The 8,299-nt window shown below is 62.9% G+C and carries 12 protein-coding genes; all 12 read left to right on the top strand.

Annotated features, from left to right (window positions below):
- On the top strand, window positions 1–296 hold a 296-nt coding region (locus EOA60_RS37460; protein WP_164899256.1), incomplete at its 5' end, for a hypothetical protein.
- Between the two features lie 85 nt (window positions 297–381).
- Window positions 382–741 (top strand): hypothetical protein, encoded by a 360-nt coding sequence (locus EOA60_RS10515; RefSeq protein WP_245479244.1) that lies wholly within the window; start codon window positions 382–384, stop codon window positions 739–741.
- Window positions 738–1,100 (top strand): helix-turn-helix transcriptional regulator, encoded by a 363-nt coding sequence (locus EOA60_RS10510; protein ID WP_127335614.1) that lies wholly within the window; start codon window positions 738–740, stop codon window positions 1,098–1,100. Before EOA60_RS10515 ends, EOA60_RS10510 begins: the two co-directional genes overlap by 4 nt.
- Window positions 1,097–1,834 carry a hypothetical protein gene (locus EOA60_RS10505; RefSeq protein ID WP_127335615.1) on the top strand — a complete coding sequence of 246 codons (738 nt, stop codon included), beginning with the start codon at window positions 1,097–1,099 and terminating at the stop codon, window positions 1,832–1,834. The genes EOA60_RS10510 and EOA60_RS10505 overlap by 4 nt, the downstream gene beginning before the upstream one ends.
- A 3-nt stretch (window positions 1,835–1,837) precedes the next feature.
- Entirely contained in the window at window positions 1,838–2,002 is a 165-nt protein-coding gene (locus EOA60_RS37455; RefSeq protein WP_164748413.1) for a hypothetical protein, read from the top strand.
- Window positions 2,003–2,410: 408 nt separating this feature from the next.
- Window positions 2,411–2,665 (top strand): hypothetical protein, encoded by a 255-nt coding sequence (locus EOA60_RS10500; RefSeq protein WP_127335616.1) that lies wholly within the window; start codon window positions 2,411–2,413, stop codon window positions 2,663–2,665.
- Window positions 2,666–2,687: 22 nt separating this feature from the next.
- Window positions 2,688–3,038, top strand: a complete 351-nt coding sequence (locus tag EOA60_RS10495) for a hypothetical protein (protein WP_245479245.1) — start codon at window positions 2,688–2,690, stop codon at window positions 3,036–3,038.
- Window positions 3,019–4,587: a phage terminase large subunit gene (terL, locus tag EOA60_RS10490; protein WP_164899255.1), complete on the top strand. Its 1,569-nt coding sequence runs from the start codon at window positions 3,019–3,021 to the stop codon at window positions 4,585–4,587. Before EOA60_RS10495 ends, terL begins: the two co-directional genes overlap by 20 nt.
- A 415-nt stretch (window positions 4,588–5,002) precedes the next feature.
- Complete coding sequence (locus tag EOA60_RS10485; RefSeq protein ID WP_127335619.1) at window positions 5,003–5,212, top strand: hypothetical protein; 210 nt, start codon at window positions 5,003–5,005, stop codon at window positions 5,210–5,212.
- 6 nt (window positions 5,213–5,218) lie between these two features.
- Window positions 5,219–7,480 carry a hypothetical protein gene (locus tag EOA60_RS10480; protein WP_127335620.1) on the top strand — a complete coding sequence of 754 codons (2,262 nt, stop codon included), beginning with the start codon at window positions 5,219–5,221 and terminating at the stop codon, window positions 7,478–7,480.
- A gap of 13 nt (window positions 7,481–7,493) precedes the next feature.
- The gene (locus tag EOA60_RS10475) at window positions 7,494–8,039 is read left to right on the top strand and encodes a hypothetical protein (protein ID WP_127335621.1); all 546 of its coding nucleotides are present in this window, start codon (window positions 7,494–7,496) and stop codon (window positions 8,037–8,039) included.
- Between the two features lie 31 nt (window positions 8,040–8,070).
- Window positions 8,071–8,299 (top strand): Gp49 family protein (locus EOA60_RS10470; protein ID WP_245502540.1); only part of this gene is annotated, 229 nt, incomplete at its 3' end.

Genomic DNA, 8,299 nt, shown 5'->3' with positions numbered 1-8,299 from the left:
GTTTTGTCCCCCCTTCTGTCCCCCCTGAAATCAGGGTCGAAGCGCTGTCATTCGGCACCTACTACGTCGCGGTGTTCCGGCGGGACGGCCAGCCCGACGAGACCCTCGACGGACCGGACGGAAAGCCGCTGCGGTTCGGGAGCGCGTCGGAGGCGATCCGAGCCGGCAAGGCGAAGCTGGTGCCCGAGGCGAAGGCGCTGGCGGCTGCCTCGAAGACCTTCAAGGCTGATCGGCGCCGAGAGATTGACGACGAGCGCGAGCGCGTTTTCGCTAATTTCCGAGGCGCCGATGGTTGATCCGCGCGTCGTGGCTCTCTGTGCTGAATTTGGCGTGCATATCATTGGGAAAGGGAAATACCCTGGGCCAGGCGAGACGCGCGCCGTGGCGACGCTTTCCAAGATCATCAGCCGCCACGGAATCGAGCACGCCCGCTTCGTGATGACGACGCTGGCCGAGACCGAAAACAACAAAAGCTCGCTCGACGCCGCTGCCTTCGGCGCCGCGTCGGATCTGATCCGCGCGAAGCCTGACTGGGCTGATGACGTGAGCAAATGGCTTGCGGTCTGGGATGCCTGCCCGGTCGGCGAGCTGCAGGCGCTGGCATACGAGCTCCGCGGCAAGGTTTCGATGCGCGGCGCCCTCGCCGGCCTGATCTATGAGCGCTTGTGGCGAGCTTTCGGGCCAAGATCGAGGCAGATGGACATGCTGGACGACCGGCGACCGGAGTGGAGGCGAGAATGACCATCGGCGAACTCATCTCAATAGCGCGCGAGTGCAAAGGATGGACGCTGCGAGACCTTGAGAAGGCTAGCGGCGTGTCCAATCCACTCATCTCCCAGATCGAAACCGGTAAGGTCCGTGACCCCGGCTTTACGACGGTCGTTCGCTTGATGGATGCGCTCGGCCTGAGCCTAGAGCGCGCTGCAAAGGCCGAGCGCGATAGGCTCTCCGTTCTGCGCAGAGCCGGCGTCTGGAAGCCGGAGAAGCCCTGCGAACACTGCAACGGCACGGGCGCCCAGCACGGTGTCATGGATGGCGGCCCTGCATGCGGCTATTGCGGCGGCACTGGCAAAATTGCCGCGGAAGAGAGTGGCGTATGAATTTCCGCGAAATCCAAGACCGGCTGATTGGCGCCGAAACAATCATGCGGGAATTGTCCGAAGGTCGTGTCGGGCCAGCACCGCTGCGCGCCCAACAGCTGCCCTATATCCACACCCGCACCGATATGAACGGCTGGGGGAAGCGGCCGGGCGAAACCGATAAGCTCCGAAAAGAAGATGGCGACGCCCACGCAATATTCCGCCGGGAATTCTGGGAGCAATTCCAGCCCGACCCCTCGCCGGCCGAGGTTTCGCGCGCCATCGCGGAAAAGGACTGGATCCTGCTCGTCGACAACGAAGCGGAGCGCCGCGCGCTGCAGGCATGGGTTCGCGCACAAGCCGGTGGACAGACGTTTGCGCGCTGGTGCAAAAGAATTGAAAATATCCATCCCGAAACGGGGCGACGGCGCAAAAATCGCGCCATTGAGAAGATTCTCGCGCAATTATCCAGCAAATCGAATTTGCATGACGAAATTGCTGGAAAACCCCTGTTGCCCGTTGGCCCCGAAATCGCGGATATTTCTGCCACAATCCCCGATGGCGTGAGCGGAAGAGAAACGGGCCCGAACTCCTGGGCCGCCGATGAGGCGTTCCAGCCGATTTCCTACGCCAGGATCGAAGGCACCAAGCGCGTCGAGGTCGAAGGGGATTTCTCTTGGAGCCAAAAACGCAACGAGTTGCGGCGCCTGCGTGAGGCGCGGCGCAAGAAAAAGATGGCCGCCCAAGCGAGGTGACCGATGAAGCGCCGTCTCGAAGAGCCTCGGGATTACGATCCCTACAATCCGCGTCGCTTCGAGACTTCGGCGGAGCGCCACAAGCGCGAGCGCAAAGAGGAAATGGACGACTACCAGCGCCGCTGTGATGAACGGCGAAAGGAGCGTCTCGCCTCGTTTCTCGATTGAAATCGGCTCCAAAGCCATTTCCTGTCAAGGGGACAAGTCGGGGGACACGAGGGTACAAAAGGGACAAAACCGCGAAAAAAGTTCAATAAAATCAACGAAGCGAGGGGACAAATAAAAAGTGATCGTTTGTCCCCCTTGCCCGAATCCGATTTTTCGCCACCCTGCACCCATCCTCGCGCGCGCCCCAGAGCCAACCCCTTCATAGGGCTCTGCGCCAACCCCTTCATAGGGCTCTGCCCGATGTGGCGAGCGTCCAGCGAGCTTGCCACCCTTCGTAGAGCACAGACCTCTCTAGGTTAGCGCTAAGGAAAAAGCGCTCGCTTTCGCTCGCTTCATCCAAGGCCTCTTCCATAAATCGCCAACCTCAACCGTCGCGCTGATGCTATGCGCGCCAAGGAGCACAGTCCGATGTCCCTCTTCTCCGCCATCGCCCCGGAAGTGCAGCGCCTCAAAGCTGCCTTCGCAGGAAAAGCCGCCAGCGACGCCCAGACACAGCAGCTTGAAGCCGAACTTGCCAGCACCAAGGCCGAACTCTCCCTCGCCCAGGCGTCCCTCGCCACCGCCGAAGCGACCGAGGCTGACCTCACCGCCAAGCTGAAGGCCGCCAATGACGCGCTCGCCGCGGCCGTTCCGCAGGCTGCTGAGCCGGCGCCGGCTGCCTAGAAAATAATCAAAGGCGAAAATTATGCGTGGTGGGGCTCGAAAGGGCGCCGGCCGGCCGAGGGGAGCGGCGACCAAGAAAACCCGTGCGATAGCCGATCGCGAGAGCAAGAAGGGCATCACGCCGCTCGAGGTGATGCTCACCGCGATGCGTGAGCATGCCGCAAAAAAGAACTGGGACGCCGCGGCATCGTTCGCCAAAGACGCGGCGCCGTACATGCACGCCAAGCTGCAGGCGGTGCAGCATTCCGGCCCGGCCGGCGGCCCGATCCCGATTGACCTAACCAATCTCGGTCCCGATGACCTCCAGCGCCTCGAAGCTCTCTTCGGTAACCTTGCCGGTCTCGCCGGCGATGATGCTGAAGCTGATACGTGAGGAAAAGGCGCGTCGGGCTGAGATTGCGGAACGGGAAAGGGTAGCGGAGCGCGCGGAGCAGATCCGTGCAAATTGCGGCTCGCTCATGGGCTTCATTCGTGAGGCCTGGCATGTGCTGGAGCCAGCGACCAAGCTCGAGGAAGGCTGGGCGCTCGATGCGGTGTGCGAGCATTTCGAGGCGATCACACTCGGTGACATCAATCGCCTTCTCGTGAACGTGCCACCGGGCTTCATGAAATCGCTGGTCGGCGACGTCTTCTGGCCGGCCTGGGAATGGACCATGTTTCCGCATCTGCGGTACGTGGCTTTCTCCTATGCCGCCACGCTGACCTATCGCGACAACGGCCGCTTTCGCGATCTGCTGATCAGTCCCTGGTACCAGCAGATATTCGGGCACGTCTTCGAGCTTCGCAAAAAGGGCGAGGAGCGCGTCACCAACAACAAGATGGGGTTCAAGTTCGCCTCGTCGGTCGAAGGCGTTGGCACCGGCGAGCGTGGCGATCGCGTCATCCTTGACGATCCGCACAACGTGAAGGAGGCGGAATCGGACCTGGTGCGCAAGGAGACGGTGCGCTGGGTTCGCGAAGGCATGTCGAACCGTCTCAACGACATGGAGAAGTCGGCGATCGCCGTCATCATGCAGCGCGTGCATGAGGATGACGTCTCGGGCGCGCTGATCGAACTTGGCGAGTATGAGCACCTGATGATCCCGATGGAATGGGATGGTCGGCGATATCACACCTCGATCGGCTGGACGGATCCGCGTGATGACGACGGCGAGCTCGCCTGGCCGGAGCGTTTCTCGCGCCGCGTCGTCGAGAACTTCAAGAGCGTGCTCGGCCCATATGGCTATGCCGGACAGTATCAACAGGCGCCGACACCTCGCGGTGGCGGTATCTTCAAGCGCGATTGGTGGCAGCTCTGGGGCAACCCCGATGATCCACAGGATCCGGAGTTCAAGAAGTTCCCGGCGTGCGAATACATCATCGCCTCGCTCGACACCGCTTATACCGAAAAGCAGGAGAACGACTATTCCGCTTTGACGGTCTGGGGCGTCTGGAAGGATCGCAATGGACTCCCGCGCGCCATCCTGATGAGCGCCTGGCGCGACAGGCTGGCGCTGCACGACCTGGTGGAGCGTGTCGCGGCATCGTGCCGGCGCTTCAAGGTCGACAGGCTGCTGATCGAATCGAAGGCGGCCGGCATCTCGACGGCGCAGGAGATCAGGCGGCTGCATTCGAATGAGGGCTACGGCGTCCAGCTGCTCGATCCGAAGGGCGGCGACAAGGTGGCCCGCGCCTACGCGGTGCAGCACCTGTTTTCGGACGGGATGGTCTTCGCGCCCGACCGGGATTGGTCGGACATGGTGATCACGGAAATGGGGTCGTTCCCGCGGGCGCCGCATGACGACCTCGTCGACAGCGCGGTGCAGGCGCTGAAGCATCTGCGCGATGTCGGGCTGCTGATCCACGGCGCCGAGATGGCGCAGGAAATCGAAGAAGAAATGATGCACAAGCCGCATCGAACGCAACCGCTTTATCCGGTGTGAGGTGATAAATGCCAAAATCCGCCACTGATCTGAACGATATCCCTTCGCTTAAGTTGGCCGCTAAGCAGTGGGAAGAGGTGGAAAACCTAGCTCTCTCCGAAGGAGATACTGTCCACGCTAACGTTTGTGCGGTCGAGGCACAGCTTTGCTTGCAAAAAGTCCGGGTTCTCAAATTTGATGAGGGGATTAGGCTCTCAGAGATGAGACTAAGTCTTTTGACCCGCCCGGCCACCTTGGCGCCCGGCCTTGACGCCGGCATTCCGGTTGGCTGATGCCAATCCCGTTCTCGCGGTCGATCACGTACCGCCAGATCGACGCCACCACCTGGGGCGCGTTCGTCGGGTTCGAGTGCATCGCCACCGGGCCGACAGAGCAGGCGTGCAGAGATCTCGTCGCCAGCAGGCATAGGTAATCAATGGCAAATTCGCTTCCATATGACCCGTCAGATGTGGCGCAAGATCTCAGCCAGCCACTGACGCCAATCGCATCGACGCTGCAACCGACCGGTCGGCTCCGTTGGCGCAACGGCGTGCTGGAGCAGGAATTCAACATGCGCCACTTCAACCCGAGCGGTCTGGTATCGCATTTTTCTACCGACTGGCGTCCGGTTCCGACCGAAGAATAGGCACCCATGGCATCGCCGAAACGAGACGCATTGCCAGCGGTGGCGATGCCCAGCGGGCTATTGGCGCCGTCTGCGCTGCGCGCGTCGGAGCCGCCGCCGCCTTCGCTGCTCGACGGTCTCCACATCGACATCCAGACCGATGGCCTGACCGATGGCGCTGTGATCGATCCCGCGACCGGCGCCGCCATGATCGAAATGGACGACGGCGGCGTCATCGTTGACTTCAGCCCGGCCGCTGCGACCGACAAGGCCTCGAAGTTCAACGACAACCTGGCGGAGAAGATCGAACAGGCCGAGCTCGACCGCATCTCGGCGGAACTGCGGCTCGGCATTCAGGAGGACGACCGCTCCCGCTCGGACTGGCTGGACACGCGCGCAAAAGGCATCCGGCTGCTCGGGCTGAAGGTCGAGGACCCGAAGTCCAGTGTCGATTCCTCGGTCGCGCTCGAAGGCATGTCGACGGTCCGCCATCCGCTGCTGCTCGAGGCGGTGCTGCGCTTCCAAGCGAATGCCCGCGGTGAACTCTTGCCGGCCGCCGGCCCGATCAAAGTCGGGGATAAAATCCTTGAGACCGGCGATGATGACGAGCTGGCCGAAAGCCTCGAAAGCGACCTCAACTATTATCTGACGACGACGGCGTCGGAATATTATCCGGACACCGACCGGCTGCTGTTCTACGTCGGCTTCGGCGGTTGCGGCTTCAAGAAGGTCTACAACTGCCCGATCAGGCAGCGTCCAGTGTCGGAATCGGTCGACGCCAAGGATCTCATCGTCTCCGATGCCGCGACCGACATGCGCAACTCTCGCCGTGTCACGCATCAGATCCAGATGAAGCCGTCGACGCTGCGCCGCATGCAGCTGGCCGGCGCCTATCGCGATATCCAGCTCGGCACGCCCAATCCGGCGATGCCGAACGCCGTCGACCAGGAGATCGCCAGCACGCAAGGCATCGATCCGATCTCGGCGATCCGCGAGGATGACCGCGATTTCACGATCTACGAGTGCTATTGCGAGCTCAACATCAAGGGGTACGAGGACAAGAAGCGCGGCCAGGCCACCGGGCTGGCTCTGCCGTACCGCGTCGTCATCGACAAGGACAGCACGCGCATCCTCGAGGTGCGCCGCAACTGGGCGGAAGACGACGACGCCAAGCTGCCCAAGGTGCCGTTCGTCAAATACCCATTCGTGCCGGGCCTCGGCTTCTACGATATCGGCCTGGTGCACATCCTGGGCAACACGACCAATGCGCTGACCGCCGCATGGCGCGAGATGCTGGATGCCGGCATGTTCGCGAACTTCCCGGGCTTCCTCTATTCGAAGCTCGGCGGCCGGCAGAACACCAACGAGTTTCGCATCCCGCCCGGCGGTGGGGCGCCCATCGAGACGAATGGGCGGCCGATCGGTGAGGCAGTGATGCCGCTGCCGTACAAGGATGTCAGCCCGGCGTTCGCTACCCTCGTCGACAACGTCGCCCAAACCGGCCAGCGCGTCGGCGGCACCGCCGAAATCCAGATCGGCGAAGGCAGGCAGGATGCGCCGGTTGGCACCACGCTGGCGCTGATCGAGCAGGCGACAAAGATCATGGACGCCGTGCACAAGCGGCTCCACGCCGCCCAGGCGGAAGAGTTCCAGATGCTGAAAGAATGCTTCCGGCAGAACCCGGATGCATTCGTGCGCTCGGTCAAGGGCACGCTCAAGTGGGATGCCAACAAATTCGTGCAGGCGCTGGAAGACGCCTCGCTGGTGCCTCAGGCGGACCCGAACACGCCGAGCCACATGCACCGGCTGATGAAGGCGATGGCGCTGAAGCAGCTGCAGGGTGCCTCGCCGCAGCTCTACAACGCCCGCGCCGTCGACGAACGCGTGCTGCATATGATCGGGATGGATGACGCGGAAACGCTGATGGTGCCGGCGAACCAGCCGCCGCCGCCCAATCCCGAGATTATGAAGGGGATGGCCGAACTGTCGCTGAAGGCGAAGGCGCAGCAGGCCGATGCCGCCAACGACCAGGCGTTGACCCAGATGAAGGGCCAAGAGATCGCGGCCAAGGTGCAGGAGTCGAAGGCGCGGACCGAAATGGAGGCGCGCGACCTCGCCGTGAAGCAGCAGATGCAGCTGCGGGAAAGCCAGGATCAACACGAGGATCGCGTGTCGCGCGAGCGCATCGCTGCCATGGGCGTCGTGTCCGACATCATCAACCATCCGACCGAGCAGGGCGTTGCCGGTGCGGCGGCGCAGAAGTTCGGGGCGCTCCCCGGTTCCAACTAGGAAGGATCAGGCAATGGCAAACGAGATGCGCCGTGAGGCCGACAAGAGCCGCGCGGAGAAAATGCGCAGCATGAAGGTCACGACGGCCGACCTGGATACGGATCAGGGCGCCGGCCATGTGCTGCCGGGTCCCGGTGGCGCTCTGGGCGAGGCCTCGGGCGAGCCTGCCAAGGGCTATAAGCGCGGCGGCCGTGTCGCGAAGAAGGACGGCGGCTGCGTTGAGGGCGGCGAGACAAAGGCCCGGCGCGATCGGGGCAAGTTCGCCAACGGCGGCAATGTCGGCAAGCCGAAGAAGGGCGGCACCACGGTTAACGTGATCGTGGCGAGCGGCCCGAAGAACCCGATGCCGGCGCCCGGTGCGGTGCCTCCGCGCGGCCCTGCTCCGATGCCGGCTCCGGCCGGCGCTATGCCGCCCGCTCCGCCGGCTGGCCCCGCTGCGCCGCCTCCCGGCTTGCCGATGCGCAAGAATGGCGGCCGCGTCTACACCGCCGGCGCTGGGTCGGGCGAAGGGCGGGAGCAGAAGGTCAAGGCCTACGGCAAGAACGCCCGCGCCAAGTAATCATTATCGACATCCCACGAGAGGAAGACACATGTCGACAAACGAAGCCGAGATTGAGAAGGAAATCCAAGCCAAGGGGCTGAACGCCCCTCGCCTGACCCCGCAGATGATCGATGACCAGATCATCGGCGAGTATGTCGTCAGGGCGTCCGACGCTTTCACTGGCGCACCTAGCCATGACGCGCTGAAATGCCTGACGCTATGCGTTCTGGTGTTGAGGAACGGCTACACCGTCACCGGTGAGAGCGCTTGCGCCAGCC

Source organism: Mesorhizobium sp. M1A.F.Ca.IN.020.06.1.1 (genome assembly GCF_004023265.1).
Taxonomy (GTDB): Bacteria; Pseudomonadota; Alphaproteobacteria; order Rhizobiales; family Rhizobiaceae; genus Mesorhizobium.
Note: the sequence above shows the minus strand (reverse complement) of the source record. Positions and strands in the feature narration are given on the sequence as shown.

Excerpts from the sequence above, each read along its gene's own strand:
- EOA60_RS10480 (WP_127335620.1), top strand. The coding sequence starts at position 5,219 with ATGGCATCGCCGAAACGAGACGCATTGCCAGCGGTGGCGATGCCCAGC.
- EOA60_RS10485 (WP_127335619.1), top strand. The coding sequence starts at position 5,003 with ATGGCAAATTCGCTTCCATATGACCCGTCAGATGTGGCGCAAGATCTC.
- EOA60_RS10495 (WP_245479245.1), top strand. The coding sequence starts at position 2,688 with ATGCGTGGTGGGGCTCGAAAGGGCGCCGGCCGGCCGAGGGGAGCGGCG.
- EOA60_RS10500 (WP_127335616.1), top strand. The coding sequence starts at position 2,411 with ATGTCCCTCTTCTCCGCCATCGCCCCGGAAGTGCAGCGCCTCAAAGCT.
- terL (WP_164899255.1), top strand. The coding sequence starts at position 3,019 with ATGCTGAAGCTGATACGTGAGGAAAAGGCGCGTCGGGCTGAGATTGCG.
- EOA60_RS10510 (WP_127335614.1), top strand. The coding sequence starts at position 738 with ATGACCATCGGCGAACTCATCTCAATAGCGCGCGAGTGCAAAGGATGG.
- EOA60_RS37455 (WP_164748413.1), top strand. The coding sequence starts at position 1,838 with ATGAAGCGCCGTCTCGAAGAGCCTCGGGATTACGATCCCTACAATCCG.
- EOA60_RS10475 (WP_127335621.1), top strand. The coding sequence starts at position 7,494 with ATGGCAAACGAGATGCGCCGTGAGGCCGACAAGAGCCGCGCGGAGAAA.
- EOA60_RS10505 (WP_127335615.1), top strand. The coding sequence starts at position 1,097 with ATGAATTTCCGCGAAATCCAAGACCGGCTGATTGGCGCCGAAACAATC.